The organism is Chromobacterium sp. Beijing (genome assembly GCF_021496765.1).
Classification (GTDB): Bacteria; Pseudomonadota; Gammaproteobacteria; order Burkholderiales; family Chromobacteriaceae; genus Chromobacterium.
Genome location: NZ_CP053750.1, coordinates 2323214 through 2340669, shown reverse-complemented (window position 1 = coordinate 2340669; position 17456 = coordinate 2323214). Strand labels below are relative to the sequence as shown.

Here is a 17456-nt window from a genome sequence, read left to right as displayed (position 1 = left end):
AGGTGTGGAACAGTTCAGAGTTTACGGATTGATTGTGGGTTTGTCGGTGACCATCATGGTGGTCTGCGATTCGCTGGTGTACAAGACGCTGGATATTTACGGCTTGAAGATCACCGCCAGCGGCATCGTGTTTTCGCTTTGCTATCTATTGTCCACGGTGTCCACCGAGGTGTACGGCTATAAGCTGGGCGGACGCACGGTGTGGATTCTGGTGGCGTGCCAGACCTTTTTCGTTCTGATCATCAATGGCTTCGCCTTGCTGCAGCCGGATAATAACGAGATTTCCAAGCAGTACTACCTCTTGTTCAACGAATTTTGGCGGGTGATGGTGGGCACCTGGATCTCGGTGCCGGCCTCTTATTTTTGCAATGGCTTCGTCGTGTCGCGGATGAAGGTCTTTTTCGCCGGGCGCTTCTTTTTCATCCGCTATGTGATCGCGTCCATGCTGGCCCAGGCGGTGCTGTTGACCACGGCCTATCCCATCAGCCTGTCGTCGCGCTATAGCGGGCAGGAACTGCTCAACATCATCGCCACCACCTGGTCTTACAAGGTGTTCGTTTCCATCGCCTTGCTGCCGGTGGGCTATTACCTGGTGGGCGTGGTGAAGCGGATAGAAAAGACCGATTACTTTGACTGGAACGTGTCCTACAACCCCCTGGCGGTGTTCAAGGAGGATGGCGAAGACGTCAAGAGAAACAAATACGCGATGGAGGAAGGACGATGAGGGCCGCGCAGATATCCGACACGCATCTGTTCGCCGAGGCCGGCGGGCAGTTGATGGGCTACGACACTTACCGCGAGTTCGACCGGGTGCTGAGCCAGCTGGAGCGGCGGCATGCGGCGGAGCTGGACGCCGTTCTGGTTACCGGGGACATTTCTCAGGATGAGAGCGCGGCTTCCTATGAGCGCTTCGCGCAGCGGCTGGAAAGAACGGGCCTGCCGGTGTACTGGCTGGCCGGCAATCACGACGCCGCGTCCTTGGCGGCCGAGGTGCTGGGCCGCTACCCTTTCATGCGGCCGCTGGAGCGCCTGGAAACGGCGGACTGGCTGTTGTTGGCGCTGGATTCGGTGCGGCCGGGCACGGACGACGGCCATATCGACGAGCGCGCCGCCGCCGCCTTCCGGCAACGGCTGGCCGGGGCGGATGCCGCCGGCAAGCGCTGCGCCGTGCTGTTGCATCATCATCCGGCGGCGGTGGGCACGCCGCTATTGGACAGCTGCATGCTGCAGGACACGGAGCGGTTTTGGGAATTGATGGCGGAGACGCCGCGTTTGCAAGTGCTGTTGTGCGGCCACGCGCATGGGGATTACCGGCTGGAGGCGCGCGGCGTGGCGCTGGAAGTCTGTCCGGCCAGCTGTTTTCAGTGGCGCAAGGGCACGGCGGCGCTGGACACCGTGGACGCGCGCGGCTACAAGCTGCTGGAGTTCGACGCGGTCGGCTTCCGCAGCCAGACCGTGATGATTTAGCGCCTGTTTTCAACGCGGTATCGCCGACGCGCAGCAGACTATGAACAGGCTCTTAGCGCGGCCGGGCCCGCCGGAGCGCCAGCACCTTGCCCGAGCCGTCCGCCGCCGGCGTGTCCTGGCGGCGGGCTTCCGCCGCCGCGCGGCTGATGTGGCCGGAGACGGCGCGGCCTTTTTGAAAACCGGTGGCGTAGGCGATCTTGCAGACTTCCTGCGGGGCCAGGTCGGCGAAATAATCGATGTTTCGACAGATGCTTTCGCCGGAAAAGGTTTCGCTATTGCCGTGTAGATGAATCCGGTATTGATTGCCGCGCAGTTCTTCCTCCACCTTGCAGCGCTTTTCTTCTTCTTTCCTATGGTTTTCCAATAGCGCGATTTTTATCAGGTCTCGCGGCCGGATGGCGGACAGGAGCTGATTGCTGGCCAAGATGTCCGCGTGGGACAGCTTGACGAAGTCGTGGCTGCCGTAAAGCTTGAACAGATAGAGATATTCCTTGGAGTTCTTCTTGAGCATTCTGTCGCACAATACCAATTGGTAGGGCGGATTGAATACGCTGATGATCCATTTTTTTATTCGAGTCAGAAAACGAGCGCGCATCGTGCATTACCCCTGCATTTAACGCGCTCTAGTTTACCCAAAGCCGACAAAAGGCGCTTGAGGGAATGTTTTTGGAATATCCTGATCCTTATTATTTTAACGGCGCGGCGGGTCCGATTTTCGGCGCAGGCGTTTGCAGCGGCAGAAACAAATCGCAGACGGCTTCGTTTTCCGCCACGTCCGGATAGAAACGCACGCGCTGGAGAAACAGCGGGTCATCGCGCGGGGTTTCGCCGCTGGCGGGCAGCCATTCCGCGTACAGGCGGCGCGCGAGGGCGGCCAGCGCGTCGTCGGAGCCGATGTGGCGCAGCCGGGCGCAGCGTCCGGCGGGAATCTGCGCGGCGCGCACCCCTTGGCGGTTGGCGGCGATGTCGCCGTCGAAAGCGGCGCAGAGGCCGAAGCGGTAGTCCGCCGGCGCGCAGTCGTCCGGATCGGCGTACAGCAGGTTGTAGGTGGCGGCGGCGCTGGGCGGCAGGCGGTGTTCTCGCCGCCAGGCGATGAAGTCGCGCAGGCTGTCTCCCAAGAGCGCGGGGTCGCCGCGGTGTTCCAGCAGGGCGATCGGGGTGGCGGGGAAGTCGACGATGTCGACGGCGAGCGGGATTTGGCGGGATGGCATGGAACGGCTCCTCAGTTGGGATAGGGCGTGGAAGTGCTGATGCCAAGGCCGCCAGCGCGGCCGCCGCCTAAAGGCGGACGGCGTCTGGCCCGTCGCCTGCCGGAAAGCGCGGGCAAAGGCCTCCGGGCTGCGGTAGCCGCTGTCCAGCGCGATGTCCAGCACGGTGCAGCGGCGGAAGGCCAGCCGTTCTCCGGCGCGGCGCAGCCGGCAGAGCCGCACGTATTGATGCAGGCTGAGGCCGAAGCGGGCGCGGAACAGGCGGTGGAAATGGAAGCGCGAGCAGGCGGTCACCCGGCTGAGCCGTTCCAGGCTCAGGTCGGCGTCCAGATGGGCGTCGATATAGGCCAGCGCCTTGTCCAGGCGCGGGCTGGCGGTGTCGTGCTGCATGCTTTCCTCCTTGGCGCCGCCAGTCTAGCGCGGCCGCGCCGCCGCGCGCCTGACCGATCTTGCGGTGTTGTCGGACACCTTAAAGCAGCGGTTTCTGCATCGCCACGCGCCGCCTGAGGCCGTGCTCGGCCTCGGCGCGCAACAGGGCCAGCAGGAAGGGCGGGCTGTCGGCGGGGTCTAGGGTCAGGAAACCGCGTTTGTGGTAGTAGGGCGCGTTCCAGGCCAGGTGTTCGAAGGTGGTCAGCGTCAGCCGGCGCAGGCCCAGCCGGCGCGCGGCGGTTTCCGCGTGCGCGATCAGCGCCGAGCCCAGGCCCCGGCCCTGATGCTTGGGGCAGACGTCCATTTCCTGCAGGTGCAGGCTGTCGTCGTGGCGGCGCGCCAACAGGAAGCCGTGGACGCCGTCGGCGTCGGCCGCCGCCCACAAGAGGCCGGCCGCGCAGGCGGCGGCCAGTTCGTCGCGGGGCAGTGTGTCGCCGGCCAGCGCCGGTGGCAGGTCTTGCGGGTCGAAGCGGGCGGCGGCGGCGCGTTCGATTTCGGCCAGCCGGGCAAAGTCTGCCGGCGCGGCCGGACGGATGCGCGGGGCGTTCATGTCAGCGCGCCTCCCGCCACAGGCCCTGGTAGTCGCGCGGCAGGCCGTCCGGGGTGAGGCTGAGTTCGGCCTGGAACGCGCCTTGTCGCGATTCGTAGCGGTAGCCGATCTCGGACAGGCGGGTGTAGCGCTGCGGCAGCGGCGCCAGGGTCAGCGCCGGGAATTGCAGCCAGGCGGCGTTCAGTTCCAGCGCCGCGCCGATCTCAAGCCGGCCGCGGCGGATGGGCAGCAGATTGGTGGCCGGGGTGAAGGCCAGGTCGATGTCGACGCAGCCTTGCACTTGCGGCTGTTCCGCGCCGTTGAGCCGCCAGCGGCCTTCGGCGTCGGTTTCCAGCCGCAGGGCGATGGCTTCTGCGCCGCGGTAGCCGTTCACCTCGACGCGACGGGTGCTCCAGTCCGGCGCGCAGTCCACCTGGTATTGCAGCAGGCAGTTGACGCCGTCTTCGACGAAGACGGCGCAGCCCTTGAGGCGCGGGCCTTGCTCGCTCTGTTCAAGCGCCGCGTAGTCGTGGCCGGAGGCGTCCAGCCGTTGCCAGACGATGGAGGAGACGAAGGTGTGGGACATGCGGCGGCCTTGCTGTTTTTATGATGGCGTATTTCACCGCAATGTCCTGTTGCTTGTCCATGGCGGGCATTGCCCGATCCGGTGTTTATGCGGCCTGGCCGGCCAGCCGCCGTTCCCGGCTATGCCACAGCAAGGTGGCGGCCAGCGCCAGCGCGGCCAAGGCGCCGCCGGCGACGAAGGTGCTGGCGCTGCCGTGGCGGTCCCACATCCAGCCGGCCAACACGCTGGCCAGCAGCAGGCACAGGCCGCTGACCAGATTGAACAGGCCGAAGGCGGTGCCCTTCATGTCGGCCGGCGTTTCCTCCGCCACCAGCGTGGCCAGCAGGCCCTGGGTGAAGCCCAGGTGCAGCCCCCACAGGGCGATGCCGGCCAGCGTGACGGCGACGGAACCGGACAGCGCCAGCGTGACGTCGGCCAGGATCAGGATCAGCAGGCCTGTCGCCAGCAGCGCGCTCTTGCTGCAGCGGTCGGCCAGCACCCCCACCGGATAGGCGGTGAGCGCGAAGACCAGGCTCATCACCACCATCACCAGCGGCAGCCAGCTCAGCGGCAGGCCGTGGCGCTGCGCCAGCAGCACCAGAAAGGCCTCGCTGAAGCGGGCCAGGGTGAACAGCGCGCCGATGGCGACGATCCACCAGTAGCGGCCGGAAAAGCGGCGCAGCAGCGCCAGGCGCAGCGGCGAGCGGAAGGGCTTGCGTTCGCCGCCGTCCGGCTCGCGCACGCCGGCCGCCAGCAGCAGCACCGCCAGCAAGGCCGGCAGGCAGGCCCACCACAGCACTTGCTGGATGTCGTCCGCCAGCCAGAACATCAGCGCGATGCCCAGCAGCGGGCCGGCGAAGGCGCCGACGGTGTCCATGGACTGGCGCAGGCCGAAACAGGCGCCGCGGATGGCCGGCGGCGAGACTTCGGCCACCAGCGCGTCGCGCGGCGCGCCGCGTATGCCCTTGCCCACGCGGTCCATCAGCCGCGCGGCCAGCACGGTTTCGGCGCTGTGAGCCAGCGGGAACAGCGGCTTGCTCAGCGCCGCCAGGCCGTAGCCCAGCAGGAGCAGGCCTTTGCGGCGGCCCCAGTAGTCGCTGATGGCGCCGGAGAATACGCGCAGGATCAGCGCGGTGGCCTGGGCCAGGCCTTCGATGACGCCCAGGGTCAGCGCGCTGACGCCCAGGGTGGAGACCAGGAACACCGGCAGCAGCGCGTGGATGATCTCGGAGGACATGTCCATGCACAGGCTGACCAGGCCCAGGGCCCAGATGGTGGCGGGGATGCGGGGCTGCATGCGGGAGGCCTTTCTCGATGGGGGAATGCGTTCACGGCAGGCGCCACAGGCTGAGCAGCAGGCCGGCCAGCGCCGCGCCGGCTATCACCGGCATCGCCTTGACTTGTTTTTTCAGCAGCGCCCAGGCCGCCAGCGCGGCGATGGCGGCGGCGGCTCCGTCCACGCCGCCGCGCCAGCCTTGCGGCCACAGCACATGCCAGCCGAAGAACAGGGCGAGGTTGGCGATCACCCCGACCACGGCGGCGGTGACGGCGGTCAGCGGCGCGGTCAGGCGGATCTCGCCATGGCTGTGTTCGATCAGCGGGCCGCCGGCCAGGATGAAGACGAAGGAGGGCAGGAAGGTGAACCAGGTGACCAGCGCCGCGGCCAGCGCGCCGGCCAGGAACAGGTGTTCCGGGCCCAGCAGGGCCTTGGCGTAGCCGCCGACGAAGCCGACGAAGGCCACCACCATGATCAGCGGCCCCGGCGTGGTTTCGCCCAGCGCCAGGCCGTCCAGCATCTGGCCGGCGCTCAGCCAGCCGTAATGCGCCACCGCGCCCTGGTAGACATAGGGCAGCACCGCGTAGGCGCCGCCGAAGGTCAGCAGCGCGGCCTTGGTGAAGAACCAGCCCATCTGGGTGAAGCCGCCGTGCCAGCCGTAGGCGGCTGTCAGCAGCGCCATTGGCAAGCTCCACAGCAGCAGGCCGGCCAGCGCCGCGCGGCCCAGCCGTAGCCAGGAGAAGCGGGCGTGCGCCGGCGGCGGGGTGTGATCGTCGATCAGCGCCGGGCCGTAATGCGCGTCCGCGCCGCCGTGGCCGCCGGCCTGGAACCAGCGCGGCCGCAGCCGGCCGGCCAGCGCGCCGATCAAGGCCGCCGCCAGCACGATCAGCGGGAAGGGGGTTTGCCATAGCGCGATGGCGCACAGCGAGGCCAGCGCCACGCCCCACAGCCAGGGCCGTTTCAGCGTGCGCGTGCCGATGCGCCAGGCCGCCTGGGCCACGATGGCGACCACCGCGGGCTTGATGCCGTAGAACAGGCCGGCGATCCAGGCCAGGTGGCCGTAGGCGATATAGACCCAGGACAGCAGCACCAGCAGGAAGAAGGACGGCAGCACGAACAGCGCGCCGGCGGCGACGCCGCCCCAGCCGCGGTGCAGCAGCCAGCCGATATAGGTGGCCAGTTGCTGCGCTTCCGGCCCGGGCAGCAGCATGCAGTAATTCAGAGCGTGCAGGAAGCGGCGTTCGGAAATCCAGCGCCGGCGCTCCACCAGCTCCTGGTGCATGATGGCGATCTGGCCGGCCGGGCCGCCGAAGCTGATCAGGCCCAGCTTGAGCCAGAAACGGAGCGCTTGCCGGAAGCCGACGGGGGCGGGCGCGGCGTCGCGGGGGCTGGGCGGCATGATCAGCTCTCCTTGGCGAACTGTTGGTAGAGCCCGTCCCAGATATGGGCGGCGGCGCTCAGCAATTGGTCGTCGTCGCTCAGCGCGGCGCGCAAGCCGGCCAGCACGGTTTCCACGCCGCTGGCTTCCGGCGGCGCCGCGCCGCCCACGTCCAGATAATGGACCAGCTCGGCCAGCCTTCGCAGCGGGGGCGCGTCCAGACCGAAGCTGGCCAGCAGCACCTCGAAGCTGACCTTGTCGCCGACATGGGTGAAGGCGGCGCCGTCGAAATCGAAGCCCAGCGCCTCCGGCGGGCAGTCGCCGGGCGCGGCCAGCCACAGGATGCGCGCCTGCGGGTCGATGAAGCGGCGGATCAGCCAGGCCGAGGCCAGCCGGTCCACCCAGGGGCGGCGGCGGGTGGCCCAGGTCCGGCCTTGATGCTCGGCCACGGCGCGGCGCGGAATCTGCATGTCCAGACTATGGGGCTCGCCCGGCGACAATTGCAGCTGGATGGCGGTTTCCAGCTGTTGCAGCGCGGCCTGCGCCTGTTGCTGGCCGGCGCCGGGGAAGAAATCGATGGCGGCGACGCCGGCCAGGGCCTTGCTCAGCCGCCGCCATTGTTTGAGCCGCTCGGCGGCGTTGTCGGGGTCCAGCCCGCTCAGTTGTTCCTGGATGTCCTGCCGCAGCTGCTGATAGTCGGCGTCGCGCTGGAACAGCGGCGGAAAATCGCTGCCGTCCAGCGGCCGGCAGGCCAGCAGCCGCGCGACGCCGCCGTGTTGTTGGATGTCGGAGGCGATGGCCTCCAATTGTTGCAGCCGGGCGTTGCTGCCGGGCAACAGGTAGGCGCCGTCGCGCAGCGCGGCGGAGCCGCAGGCTTTCAAGGCGCGCCAGGCGCGCATGCGCGCGGTGGCGTTTTCGGTGGGCAAAGAAGTGATCAGCAGCAGCCAGTCCATGATGCGCTCCATTTTTTTGTAGCGTATTCTACAATTATGTAGCGATCAATATATTTTGTCGGGCGCGAGATTAAAGTTGGACTCAAGCTTGGCCGGCGCGTGGTCGATAATCTAAATCGGGCTCAACAGAGACGGGAGACGAAGATGAAGCGATGGAAGCAATGGTCTGTGTGCTTGTTGGCGGCGGCGCTGGCGGCGCCGGCGCTGGCCAATCCGCCGGAAGGCAAGGGCCAGGGTCATGGCCAGGGGCAGGGCAAGCACAAGGATAAAGACAAGGACAGGGAAGCGTCGCCGGAGCGGTCGGACCGGGATTTGGTGGCGGCGGGCATCAGCGTCGCCGCCGCGCGGCGCCTGGCGCTGGATTCCGGGGTGACCGGCTATAAATCCTTGCCGCCGGGCATGCGCAAGCGCCTGGCGCGCGGCAAGCCGCTGCCGCCCGGCATCGCCAAGCAGGTCTTGCCGGCGCCCTTGCTGAGCCAGCTGCCGCGCCACCCCGGTTACGAGTGGCGGGCGGTGGGCGCGGACCTGGTGCTGGTGGCGGCCAGCGGTTTGATCGCGGATATCTTGCTGGACGTGCTGCGCTGATCCGGCCGGCTTACAAGATTTGGCGGTAGATCACCGCGTCCGCCAGCTCCGCCACCTGGTCGTACAGGCGGCGCGCGACGAGGTTGTCGCCGGCGGTGCGCCAGTACAGCATGGCGGCGCCGTCGTCGCGCGCCCGTTCCGCGGCGGCTAGCAGCAGCGCGCGGGCGACGCCGCCGCCCCGCGCCGCCGGCGCCACGTATAGATCCTGCAGATAGGCGCTGTCCTGGATCTGGATGGTGCTGCGGTGGTAGAGCAGGTGAGCGATGCCCAGCAGCGCGCCGTCGGCGACCGCGGCCAGCCCGCGCACCGGCTCCTCCGGCGCGAGCAGGCGGCGCCAGGTTTCCCGGTCCACCTCCTCGGGCAGGGCGCTGACGCCGACGCGGCCGTAGAAGGCGTTGTAGTCGCGCCATAAGGGCAGCCAGCCGGCGTGATCGCCGGCTTGCAGCGGGCGGATGGAGAAGACGGCCTCAGCCATGGCGCGCTTCCGTTTCGCCGGCGCCGGCCATGTGTTCGAGGCCGGCCAGCACTTGCAGGCTGGCGGCTTCCATCATCGCGACATGTTCCACCGCGGCCCGGCTGTCGCCGTCGGCGTGGGCGCGCAAGGCGTCCAGCGCCGCGGTGTGCACCTTGGCGTGCGGCGCTTCGATTTCGCGGAAGCCGGGCAGGTGGGAGAAGCCGGCGCGGCCCTCGCCTTCGTAATACCACTTGCCGAAGCGGCAGTGCTGATGCGAGCCGAAGTGGCCGATGTCCTCGTCCGACAGGCCGAACATCACCTGGTAGACGCGGAATTTGTAGATCAGGTGGTCCATCTTGGCCAATTCGCAGAAACCGCGCAGCGCGGAGGCGGCGATGCTGCCTTCCATGCTGGTGGACATGTCCAGCAATTGTTTCATGGTGCCGGCGGCGGTCTCGCCGTCCTGGCTGAAACCGGCGGCTTGTTCCGCCAATTGCTCCATCTGGCTGCGGCTGCCGGCGCTGTCGCCGCGGATCTGCTCCACCAGCTTGGCGATGTCGGCGGTGGCGGTGGCGGTGCGTTCGGCCAGCTTGCGCACTTCGTCGGCCACCACGGCGAAGCCGCGGCCTTGCTCGCCGGCGCGCGCCGCTTCGATGGCGGCGTTCAGGGCCAAGAGATTGGTCTGGTCGGCGATGTCGCGGATCAATTGCACGATGCCGCCCACCTCCTGGGCGCGGGCGTCCAGTTCCCCCACTTTTTCCGCCGCGCCCTGCGAGGCGCCGGCCAGTTTGGACAGATCGGCGGCGATCTGGTCTATGGATTGGCGGCTGCGCAGCGAAATGCCCTGAGCGGCGACGGCGCGGTCTTTTTCCCGGCTCATCACGCTGGAGAGGGTGGCCAGCGACTGCTGGGTGTCGGTCATCGATTGGGCGAAGGCGGAGAGGTTGGCGATCAGTCCGTTCAGTTCCTGAACTTTGGCCTGACTGGCGGCCAGCTGGCGTTCGGCTTCATCGGCGCGGCTGCGGGTGTGTTGCAGCTCCTGGCGCATTCGCTCCGCCTCCTGGCTGAGTTGCAAGCGCTCCGCCTGCTCGCGCGCGGCCTTGTCCTTGTTCCGGAACCACATTCCATTCTCCTCTTGAAGCCGGACCGGCACAGGCAAGCGTGGCTTGCGCTTGCATGTCGCCGGGTGATTTTAAATAAACGTTTAGCATTATCCGAATGCCGTCATGAATCTGCAATCATTTGTCTTGTTTAAGTTTGATTAATTATGACAAAAATCAGACTTGACGCTTGTTGCGCCGTTTACTAAGGTATCATTTTGATACGTTAAATAAGAGGCCCTTATGCACTCCCGTTTTGATGTCTTTCGCGAACAGGCGTTGGGCCGCCAGTTGGAGGCTTTGATCGACACGCCGCAGCGTTATGTGGAATACGCGGCCTTGTCGCGCGCTGAAGTGCCGGCGATTGCGGCCATCGTCCACGATGTGCGCCAGCTGTTTCCGGAAGTGGAGGCGGACGCCAGCGCGCGCCAGTTTTGCGGCGCGATGGTGGCGGAGGTGATGCGCCGCCATTATCACGAGGTGTTGCGGCCGCGCGGCCGGGTACCGGGCGGTTATTTCACTTACGGGGTGGTGTGGACGCCACGGCCGCAACAGTTGGACTGGGAGCAGCGGCTGGAGGCGCTGCGGGCGATGCCGGCCCAGTTGGCGGCGGCGCTGCGCGTGATTCCGGCCGCGGACTGGCGGCGGCGGCCGGACGGCATCGATTTTGCCGCGGTGGAGCATGCCTGCCATCTGCGCGATCTGGACCGGATTTTCTGCCAAAGGGTGGCAAGGGTATTGACCGAGGACATGCCGGATATTCCGTCGGTAGACGGCACTGAAATGTCGCGCGAACTGGCTTATCTGGAGCAGGACGGCTCAGCGGCCCTGGACGATTTCCTGGCCGGACGGCGACATTTGCTGACAGCGCTGGCCGGCGCCGAAGCGGCCCAGCGCGGGCGGCTATGCCTGTTTGGCGGCGAGCGGCGGATGAGTCTGGAGGATTTGGCCGAGGACATGCTGCAGCACGACCGCGCCCATTTGCTGGAGGTGGAGGAGCTGACGGCGGAGTTGGGCGGCGAGCCGGTTTGAGCGCCGGCCCGGCTCAGAGTCGGTTGACGATCTGCTGCGCGTCGGCGATACGGCGTTGAGAACGGCCCTTGTACACCCCGCTGCTTCCGCCGCAAGGCCTGGTCTCGCCTTGGCTCGCGAGATGGTAAACGCCCTCTCAGGGTTGTTGATACCAGGGGCGGCGCAGCAGCGCGGGCAGCAGGGTTTCGCGCAGTTTGCCTATCTGCTGCCACAGGCAGCGCGCCAGGGCCGGATTGTCCCGGTGCCAGCGCTTGCCCAACACCAGATAGTAGTCCTTGCGCGACAGCGGCGGCTGCAGGCGGACGATGCCGGCCTGCGGGTGGTCTTCCAGATAGCGGTCGCCGATGTGGTTCTGCGTGGCGTAGGCGGCGATGTGGCGGGCCAGCAGTTTGCGGAAGTTCATCTCGGTGTCTTTGGCGGCCTCCACCTGGGCGCCCTTGGCGCGCAGATCGTCGGCGATGGACCAGCCGGCGTTGACGCCGATGGCGCCCAGCGCCGGCAGGTTCTTGCCGTTCCAGGCCGGCGGCGCGTTTTTCAGCGCGTACAAGGAGTAGGCCAGCGTGGTCAGCCGGTAGCGCGGGTCGGGCTCCTCGCCCTGCATCGGGTAATCGAAATAGGCTTCGCGTTCTTTGTTGTGGGAGAACATGAAGGCGGCGTCGTGCTGATCGTGCTGCATCTCGGTGAGCAGGCGCTTGCCCGGCAGCCGCGACAGCTTAAGCGCGATCCGGCAGCCCTTGGCCGCCGCCTGCGCCATTTCCACCACCGCGCCGGGGTGGGGCGGCATTTGATCGCCTTCGCCGCTCATATACGGGTCCGAGGCCACCGCGCCGTAAACCATGTCCAGCGTCGCCGCCGCCGCCGGCTGCGCGGCCAGCGCCGCGATCAGCAGTCCTATCTGTTTCAAGCCCAATCCACGCATCCATCGCTATCGCCTGCGCAGAGGGTAACAGCGCCGGACTCCCTTAGCATAGAGTTCCGCGCCGGGGTTTCAATATTCCCGTTCCGCCTGTCGCGCCAGCATGCGTTTCAGCTCCGGCAGACAGGAGCCGCAAACGCCGCCGCAACCCAGCCGCGTCTTGAGTCCGGCCAGATCCGCGCCGTCGGCGATGGCCGCCTGGATGCGCTCGGCGTCCACTTGCAGGCAGTTGCAGACGATGCGCGCGGCGGCGGGCGCGGCCGCGGCGCCGGGAACCAGCGCGCTGAGCCGGCTGCCGGGCCAGGGCCGGCCGCTTTGCATCGCGGCCAGCAGCCGCGCGCCGTCGTCCTGGCCGCCGGCGAAGACGTAGGCCCAGGGCGCGTCGTCGCGCCAGGCGATGCGTTGTTCCAGGCCGCGGCGCGCGTCGCTGAAGGTTTGCAGCTGCGGGCCGCCGTCCAGGTCCAGCAGCCAAGTCAGCTCGGCCAGCCAGTCCGGCCGCGGCTGGGCGTGGGCGGCGTTCAGCACCAGGATGTCCGGCGGGCGCAGGCTGAGCGCGGCGTAGCCGCAGCCGGCCAGCAAGGGCTGCAGCCGCGCGCGCAGCGCCGGCAGGTCCGGGTGGCGGCTGGCGGCGCGCACCCGCCACGGCAGTTCGGCGCGTTCCACCCGCACCGCGGCGTGCTTGAGTTCGGGCTGGAACGATTGCGGGTCCACCGCCGGCGAGCAGGCCTGGTTGACGCCGCCGCTGTCCAGATGCTGGCCGCTCCAGTGCATGGCGGCGAACACGCTGCCGCCCGGCAGTTCCTCGCAAAGCGCCAGCGGCAGCACCAGACCGCCGCGCCGGCTTTCCACCCTGACCAGTTCGCCGGCCTGGAGGCCGCGGCGGGCGGCGTCGGCCGGGTGCATGTCCAGCGTCGGTTCCGGCGCGTGGGAGAACAGCCGCGCCACCCGGCCGCTGCGGCTCATGCCGTGCCATTGGTCGCGCAGCCGGCCGGTGAGCAGGCGGAAGGGGTAATGGGCGTTGACCGCGTCCGCCGGCGGCCGGTAGGGCGTGGCGTGGAACAGCGCGAGGCCGTTGGCGGTGGCAAAGCGGCCGTCCTCGTAACGCCGAGCCTGGCCGGCGGCCGCGCCGGCCGGGAACGGCCATTGCTGCGGGCCGTCCCGCTCCAGCCGCGCGTGGCTGAGGCCGCTGAGGTCCAGATCGCGGCCGGCGGTCAGCGCCGCGTGTTCGGCGAACACCGCCGCCGGTTCGCTGTGTTCGAACAGGCTGGGCGCGTCCGGGTAGAGCAGCCGTTCCAGCCGGCGGCCCACTTCGGCGGCGATCCAGCCGTCGGCGCGCGCCTCGCCCGGCGGCGGCACGGCGGCGCGCACCCGGCTGATGCGGCGTTCGGAGTTGGTGACCGTGCCTTCTTTTTCGCCCCAGCTGGCGGCGGGCAGCAGCGCGTCGGCGCAGGCGGCGGTGTCGGTGTCGGCGTAGGCGTCCTGGACGATGACGAATTCGGCCTGGGCCAGCGCCTGGCGCGCTTGCTCCAGGTCCGGCAAGGAGTGGGCGGGGTTGGTGCAGACTATCCACACCGCCTTGACCCGGCCGGCCTTGAGCGCGTCGAACAGCGCGATGGCCGGCAGGCCGGGGCGGTCGGAGAGCCGCTCCGGCGGCACGCCCCAGTGGGCGGCCACTTCGGCGCGGTGTTGCGGGTTGGCGATATCGCGGTGGGCGGCCAGCATGGTGGCCATGCCGCCCACTTCGCGGCCGCCCATGGCGTTGGGCTGGCCGGTTAGCGAGAAGGGGCCGGCGCCGGGGCGGCCGATCTGGCCGGCGGCCAGGTGCAGATTGATCAGCGCCAGGTTTTTGGCGGTGCCGTGGCTGGACTGGTTCAAGCCCATGCAGTACAGCGACAGGCTGGCCGGGCTGCGGCCGAACCATTCGGCGGCGGTGGTCAGGTCGGCTTCGGCGATGCCGCACAGGCCGGCGGCCTGGCGCGGCGCATAGTCGCGCAGCAGGCGCTTGAGCGCGTCGAAGCCCTCGGTGTGGGCGGCGATGTAGCTCTCGTCTATCAGCCCTTCCCAGATCAGGTGGTGCAGCATGCCGTTGAACAGCGCCACGTCGCTGCCGGGCTGGATCTGCAGATGCAGGTCCGCCAGCGCCGCGGTGTCGGTGCGGCGCGGGTCCACCACGATCCACTTGCGGTCCGGCCGCGCCGCCTTGGCGGCCTCCAGCCGGCGGAACAGCACCGGGTGGGCGTAGGCCGTATTGCTGCCGGCTAGCAGCACGCAATCGGCCAGGTCCAGGTCCTGGTAGCAGGTGGGCGGGCCGTCGGCGCCCAGCGCCAGCTTGTAGCCGCTGACGGCGCTGGACATGCACAGCCGGGAGTTGGTGTCGATATTGTTGCTGCCGATCAGGCCCTTGGTCAGTTTGTTGAACAGGTAGTAGTCCTCGGTCAGCAGCTGGCCGGAGGCGTAGACCGCCACCGCGTCCGGCCCGTGGCGGCGGATGACGCCGGCCAGCCGCTCGGCCACGGTGTCCAGCGCGCTGTCCCAGTCCACGCGCCGGCGCGCGGCGTCGCGGGTCAGCCGCAGTTCGGGGTGCAGCGCGCGGCCGGACAGACTGGCGCAGCTGTCCGCCAGCGCCAGGCCCTTGGTGCACAGCCGGCCGTGGTTGGCGGGGTGGGCCGGATCGCCTTCCACGCCGGTGACGCGCGCGCCGTCGCTGTGGATCAGCACGCCGCAGCCGACGCCGCAGTAACAGCAGGTGGAGGGGGTGGTGGTCATGGCGCGGTCCCCGGGTTCACAGTTGCAGGTAGACGTCGCCGTCCCGCAGGCTGACCGGGAAGCGTCGCGCGCAGCCGCGGTCAGGCGCCTGGGCTTCGCCGTCGTCCAGATTGAGGGTCCAGCCGTGCAGCGGGCAGGTGACCGCCGCGCCGTGCACCAGGCCCTGGCTCAGCGGGCCGCCCTTGTGCGGGCAGCGGTCCAAGAGCGCGAACACTTGCTGCGGCTGCGGCCGGAACAGGGCGATGTCGCCGTCGTCGCGCGCCAGCACGCGGCTGCCCAGCAGCGGGATGTCGTCCAGCGCGCAGATGCGCAGCCAGCGGGAGGAGGGGGGCGGGGTGGGTTCCATGGCGGCCTCAGGCGATGACTTTCAAGGGGATGTATTCCTGGCGCTGCGCGCCGGCGATGCGGGCGGCCCAGGGGTCGGGCAGGCCTTCCAGCGCGAACAGCAGCCGCTGGTACAAGGCCTGGCGGTTGGCGGCGTCGTCCACCACCCGCGCCTTGACGTAATCCAGGCCGACGCGGGCGATGTAGCGGACGGTGCGGTCCAGGTAATAGCCCTCCTCGCGGTAGAGCTGCAGGAAGGCGCCGCTGTATTCCTTCACTTCCTCGGCGGTTTTCACCTTGCACAGGAATTGCGCCACCTCGGTCTTGATGCCGCCGTTGCCGCCCACGTACAGCTCCCAGCCGGAGTCCACCGCGATCACGCCCACGTCCTTGATGCCGGCTTCGGCGCAGTTGCGCGGGCAGCCGGACACCGCCAGCTTGACCTTGTGCGGCGCCCACATATTGGCCAGCATGGTTTCCAGGTCTATGCCCATCTGGGTGCTGTTCTGGGTGCCGAAGCGGCAGAATTCGCTGCCGACGCAGGTTTTCACGGTGCGGATGGATTTGCCGTAGGCGTGGCCGGATTGCATGCCCAGGTCTTTCCAGACATCGATCAGGTCTTCCTTGCGGATGCCCAGCAGGTCGATGCGCTGGCCGCCGGTGACCTTGAGCATGGGCACCCGGTATTTGTCGGCCACGTCGGCGATGCGGCGCAGCTCGGCGGCGTTGGTGACGCCGCCCTTCATCTGCGGGATCACCGAGAAGGTGCCGTCCTTCTGGATATTGGCGTGCACCCGCTCGTTGACGAAGCGGCTTTGCGGATCGTCCACCGCCTCGCGCGGCCAGGTGGACAGCAGGTAGTAGTTGATCGCCGGGCGGCAGCTGGCGCAGCCGTTGGGGGTGCGCCATTCCAGGAAGTGGTAGACCGCGGCGTGGTCCAGCAGGCGGTGGTCGCGTATGGCCTTGCGCACCTCGGCGTGACTGTGATCGGTGCAGCCGCAGACGGCCTTGGTCTTGGGCGCTTCCTGGAAGCTGGAACCCACGGTGTTCATCAGGATCTGTTCCACCAGGCCGCTGCAGGAGCCGCAGGAGCTGCCGGCCTTGGTGCATTGCTTGACCTCGTCCAGGGTGAACAGGCCGTTTTCCTTGATCGCTTTGACGATGGCGCCCTTGCTGACGCCGTTGCAGCCGCAGACTTCGTCGCCGTCCCGCATGCCGGCGGCGCGGCTCTGGCCTTGGACGCCGACGTCGCCGATGGCGGTTTCGCCGAAGATCAGCCGCTCGCGCAGATCGCCTATCGCGCGCTGTTCGCGCAGCAGCTTGAAGTACCAGGCGCCGTCGGCGGTGTCGCCGTACAGGCAGACGCCGATCAGCTTGTCCTCGCGCAGCACCAGTTTCTTGTACAGGCCGCCGGCCGGGTCGGACAGCACGATCTCTTCGCAATCGCCGCCGCCGATGAAGTCGCCGGCGGAGAACAGATCGATGCCGGTGACCTTGAGCTTGGTGGCCATCACCGAGCCCTGGTAGCGGCTGCTGCCCAGTTGGGCCAGATGGTTGGCGCAGACCTTGGCCTGTTCGAACAGCGGCGCCACCAGTCCGTAGCAGACGCCGCGGTGGCTGACGCATTCGCCCACCGCGTAGATGCGCGGGTCGAAGGTCTGCAGCGCGTCGCTGACCACCACGCCGCGCTCGCAGTGCAGGCCGGCGCCGGCGGCCAGCGCGATATTGGGGCGGATGCCCACCGCCATCACCACCAGCTTGGCCTCCAGGGTTTCGCCGTCGGCGAGCTTCGCCGCCGCCACCGCGCCATGGCCGTCGTCCAGCAGCGCGGCGGTCTGGCGGCCCAGCAGGAAGCGCAGGCCGCGCGCTTCCAGCGAGGCCTGCAGCAACTGGGCGGCCGCGGGGTCCAGTTGTCTTTCCAGCAGCCAGTCCGCCAGGTGGACCACGGTGACGTCCATGCCGCGCTGCTTCAGGCCGTAGGCGGCTTCCAGGCCGAGCAGGCCGCCGCCTATCACCACCGCCCGGCCGCCGCCGGCGCTGGCGGCCAGCATGGCTTCGGTGTCGCGGATGTCGCGGTAGCCGATGACGCCGGCGAGATCGCGGCCCGGCAGCGGCAGCATCACCGGCAGCGAGCCGGTGGCGAGCAGCAGCCTGTCGTAAGGGGCGACGCTGCCGTCGTCGGCGCGCACCAGGCGGCGCGCGCGGTCCAGTTCCACCACGGTCTTGCCGGTGTAAAGGCTGATGCCGCGTTCGGCGTACCAGGCGCGCGGATTGAGCACGATGTCGTCGAAGGTCTGTTCGCCGGCCAGCACCGGCGACAGCTGGATGCGGTTGTAATTGGGGTGCGGCTCGGCGCCGAACACGGTGATGTCGTACAGGTCCGGCGCCAGCGTCAGCAGCTCTTCCACGGTGCGGATGCCGGCCATGCCGTTGCCGACCACCACGAGTTTGGGTTTGGTCATGATGGATGTCCT

17 protein-coding genes are annotated in these 17456 nt (G+C 68.3%); 4 read left to right on the top strand and 13 right to left on the bottom strand.

The genetic code is table 11. The features are described from left to right. Positions 1 to 4: 4 nt before the first annotated feature. Positions 5 to 724, top strand: a complete 720-nt coding sequence (locus HQN78_RS10800) for a VUT family protein (RefSeq protein ID WP_199225913.1) — start codon at positions 5 to 7, stop codon at positions 722 to 724. After that, positions 721 to 1467 carry a metallophosphoesterase gene (locus HQN78_RS10795; protein WP_235089460.1) on the top strand — a complete coding sequence of 249 codons (747 nt, stop codon included), beginning with the start codon at positions 721 to 723 and terminating at the stop codon, positions 1465 to 1467. The genes HQN78_RS10800 and HQN78_RS10795 overlap by 4 nt, the downstream gene beginning before the upstream one ends. 52 nt (positions 1468 to 1519) lie before the next feature. On the opposite strand, the gene HQN78_RS10790 is transcribed toward HQN78_RS10795, so the two are convergent. The 7 genes from HQN78_RS10790 to HQN78_RS10760 form a co-directional block, all read right to left on the bottom strand. Continuing rightward, positions 1520 to 2062, bottom strand: coding sequence for a hypothetical protein (locus HQN78_RS10790; RefSeq protein ID WP_235089455.1), 543 nt, complete (start codon positions 2060 to 2062; stop codon positions 1520 to 1522). A gap of 91 nt (positions 2063 to 2153) precedes the next feature. Further along, positions 2154 to 3065 carry a GyrI-like domain-containing protein gene (locus tag HQN78_RS10785; protein WP_235089449.1) on the bottom strand — a complete coding sequence of 304 codons (912 nt, stop codon included), beginning with the start codon at positions 3063 to 3065 and terminating at the stop codon, positions 2154 to 2156. A 79-nt stretch (positions 3066 to 3144) separates the two neighbouring features. Next, positions 3145 to 3654 (bottom strand): GNAT family N-acetyltransferase, encoded by a 510-nt coding sequence (locus tag HQN78_RS10780; protein WP_235089447.1) that lies wholly within the window; start codon positions 3652 to 3654, stop codon positions 3145 to 3147. Between the two features lies 1 nt (position 3655). Next, positions 3656 to 4219: a putative glycolipid-binding domain-containing protein gene (locus HQN78_RS10775; protein WP_235089445.1), complete on the bottom strand. Its 564-nt coding sequence runs from the start codon at positions 4217 to 4219 to the stop codon at positions 3656 to 3658. Positions 4220 to 4304: 85 nt separating this feature from the next. After that, positions 4305 to 5495, bottom strand: a complete 1191-nt coding sequence (locus tag HQN78_RS10770; protein ID WP_235089442.1) for an MFS transporter — start codon at positions 5493 to 5495, stop codon at positions 4305 to 4307. Between the two features lie 31 nt (positions 5496 to 5526). Then, on the bottom strand, positions 5527 to 6873 hold the full coding sequence (gene chrA / locus HQN78_RS10765) for a chromate efflux transporter (protein ID WP_107800278.1): 1347 nt from the start codon (positions 6871 to 6873) through the stop codon (positions 5527 to 5529). A 2-nt stretch (positions 6874 to 6875) separates the two neighbouring features. After that, on the bottom strand, positions 6876 to 7805 hold the full coding sequence (locus HQN78_RS10760) for a chromate resistance protein ChrB domain-containing protein (RefSeq protein ID WP_227107571.1): 930 nt from the start codon (positions 7803 to 7805) through the stop codon (positions 6876 to 6878). 144 nt (positions 7806 to 7949) lie between these two features. Between HQN78_RS10760 and HQN78_RS10755 the strand changes: the two genes are divergently transcribed. Beyond that, positions 7950 to 8390 carry an anti-virulence regulator CigR family protein gene (locus tag HQN78_RS10755; protein WP_227107573.1) on the top strand — a complete coding sequence of 147 codons (441 nt, stop codon included), beginning with the start codon at positions 7950 to 7952 and terminating at the stop codon, positions 8388 to 8390. A gap of 10 nt (positions 8391 to 8400) precedes the next feature. Here HQN78_RS10755 and HQN78_RS10750 read toward each other — a convergent pair whose 3' ends face one another. After that, positions 8401 to 8865 (bottom strand): GNAT family N-acetyltransferase, encoded by a 465-nt coding sequence (locus HQN78_RS10750; RefSeq protein WP_227107575.1) that lies wholly within the window; start codon positions 8863 to 8865, stop codon positions 8401 to 8403. Further along, positions 8858 to 9967, bottom strand: a complete 1110-nt coding sequence (locus HQN78_RS25705; RefSeq protein ID WP_304502852.1) for a methyl-accepting chemotaxis protein — start codon at positions 9965 to 9967, stop codon at positions 8858 to 8860. The genes HQN78_RS10750 and HQN78_RS25705 overlap by 8 nt, the downstream gene beginning before the upstream one ends. A gap of 220 nt (positions 9968 to 10187) precedes the next feature. On the opposite strand from HQN78_RS25705, the gene HQN78_RS10735 reads away from it, so the two are divergent. Further along, entirely contained in the window at positions 10188 to 10976 is a 789-nt protein-coding gene (locus tag HQN78_RS10735; protein WP_107800274.1) for a DinB family protein, read from the top strand. A gap of 136 nt (positions 10977 to 11112) precedes the next feature. Here the strand turns inward: HQN78_RS10735 and HQN78_RS10730 are convergent, their stop codons facing one another. From HQN78_RS10730 to nirB, 4 genes are all read right to left on the bottom strand, one after another. After that, entirely contained in the window at positions 11113 to 11880 is a 768-nt protein-coding gene (locus HQN78_RS10730) for a transporter substrate-binding domain-containing protein (RefSeq protein ID WP_227107578.1), read from the bottom strand. Positions 11881 to 11964: 84 nt separating this feature from the next. Further along, positions 11965 to 14658 carry a nitrate reductase gene (locus HQN78_RS10725; protein ID WP_235089440.1) on the bottom strand — a complete coding sequence of 898 codons (2694 nt, stop codon included), beginning with the start codon at positions 14656 to 14658 and terminating at the stop codon, positions 11965 to 11967. A gap of 16 nt (positions 14659 to 14674) precedes the next feature. Next, positions 14675 to 15004 carry a nitrite reductase small subunit NirD gene (gene nirD / locus HQN78_RS10720; protein WP_048409167.1) on the bottom strand — a complete coding sequence of 110 codons (330 nt, stop codon included), beginning with the start codon at positions 15002 to 15004 and terminating at the stop codon, positions 14675 to 14677. A gap of 7 nt (positions 15005 to 15011) precedes the next feature. Beyond that, positions 15012 to 17444, bottom strand: a complete 2433-nt coding sequence (nirB, locus tag HQN78_RS10715) for a nitrite reductase large subunit NirB (protein WP_235089439.1) — start codon at positions 17442 to 17444, stop codon at positions 15012 to 15014. Between the last annotated feature and the right edge of the window lie 12 nt (positions 17445 to 17456).

What these genes read in the sequence shown, in the direction of transcription:
- HQN78_RS10795 (WP_235089460.1), top strand. Translation starts at nt 721, where the DNA reads ATGAGGGCCGCGCAGATATCCGACACGCATCTGTTCGCCGAGGCCGGC.
- HQN78_RS10790 (WP_235089455.1), bottom strand. Translation starts at nt 2,062, where the DNA reads ATGCGCGCTCGTTTTCTGACTCGAATAAAAAAATGGATCATCAGCGTA.
- HQN78_RS10785 (WP_235089449.1), bottom strand. Translation starts at nt 3,065, where the DNA reads ATGCAGCACGACACCGCCAGCCCGCGCCTGGACAAGGCGCTGGCCTAT.
- HQN78_RS10780 (WP_235089447.1), bottom strand. Translation starts at nt 3,654, where the DNA reads ATGAACGCCCCGCGCATCCGTCCGGCCGCGCCGGCAGACTTTGCCCGG.
- HQN78_RS10775 (WP_235089445.1), bottom strand. Translation starts at nt 4,219, where the DNA reads ATGTCCCACACCTTCGTCTCCTCCATCGTCTGGCAACGGCTGGACGCC.
- HQN78_RS10770 (WP_235089442.1), bottom strand. Translation starts at nt 5,495, where the DNA reads ATGCAGCCCCGCATCCCCGCCACCATCTGGGCCCTGGGCCTGGTCAGC.
- chrA (WP_107800278.1), bottom strand. Translation starts at nt 6,873, where the DNA reads ATGCCGCCCAGCCCCCGCGACGCCGCGCCCGCCCCCGTCGGCTTCCGG.
- HQN78_RS10760 (WP_227107571.1), bottom strand. Translation starts at nt 7,805, where the DNA reads ATGGACTGGCTGCTGCTGATCACTTCTTTGCCCACCGAAAACGCCACC.
- HQN78_RS10755 (WP_227107573.1), top strand. Translation starts at nt 7,950, where the DNA reads ATGAAGCGATGGAAGCAATGGTCTGTGTGCTTGTTGGCGGCGGCGCTG.
- HQN78_RS10750 (WP_227107575.1), bottom strand. Translation starts at nt 8,865, where the DNA reads ATGGCTGAGGCCGTCTTCTCCATCCGCCCGCTGCAAGCCGGCGATCAC.
- HQN78_RS25705 (WP_304502852.1), bottom strand. Translation starts at nt 9,967, where the DNA reads ATGTGGTTCCGGAACAAGGACAAGGCCGCGCGCGAGCAGGCGGAGCGC.
- HQN78_RS10735 (WP_107800274.1), top strand. Translation starts at nt 10,188, where the DNA reads ATGCACTCCCGTTTTGATGTCTTTCGCGAACAGGCGTTGGGCCGCCAG.
- HQN78_RS10725 (WP_235089440.1), bottom strand. Translation starts at nt 14,658, where the DNA reads ATGACCACCACCCCCTCCACCTGCTGTTACTGCGGCGTCGGCTGCGGC.
- nirD (WP_048409167.1), bottom strand. Translation starts at nt 15,004, where the DNA reads ATGGAACCCACCCCGCCCCCCTCCTCCCGCTGGCTGCGCATCTGCGCG.
- nirB (WP_235089439.1), bottom strand. Translation starts at nt 17,444, where the DNA reads ATGACCAAACCCAAACTCGTGGTGGTCGGCAACGGCATGGCCGGCATC.